The 235-nt window shown below is 49.4% G+C and carries 1 pseudogene; it reads right to left on the minus strand.

What is annotated here, in order from left to right:
• A pseudogene (locus GPK88_RS19960) lies at positions 1-235 on the minus strand (recombinase family protein); the annotation flags it as partial.

The raw sequence follows: 235 nt of genomic DNA on the forward strand, positions 1-235 counted from the left end.
GTCCGGCAGACCAGTCCTCATACATTTTAGCAAACAGCCCGTCAACCTCGGCTTTACGCTTCTCTGCCTTTTTCAGCTCCACAGCCTGCTTTTTCTTCGCAGAGTTCCTTTCCCTGTCGCTGACATTGAGCAGCCGTTTCAGCAGCTTGTCCTCATCTTTCTGTGCCAGCATAGACCAGTATTGCAGTCTTGCAAGCACATAGGCATACAGTACATCATAGCGGATATAGTGCAT

The sequence above is a fragment of the Blautia sp. MCC269 genome (genome assembly GCF_018785655.1).
Taxonomy (GTDB): Bacteria; Bacillota; Clostridia; order Lachnospirales; family Lachnospiraceae; genus Blautia_A.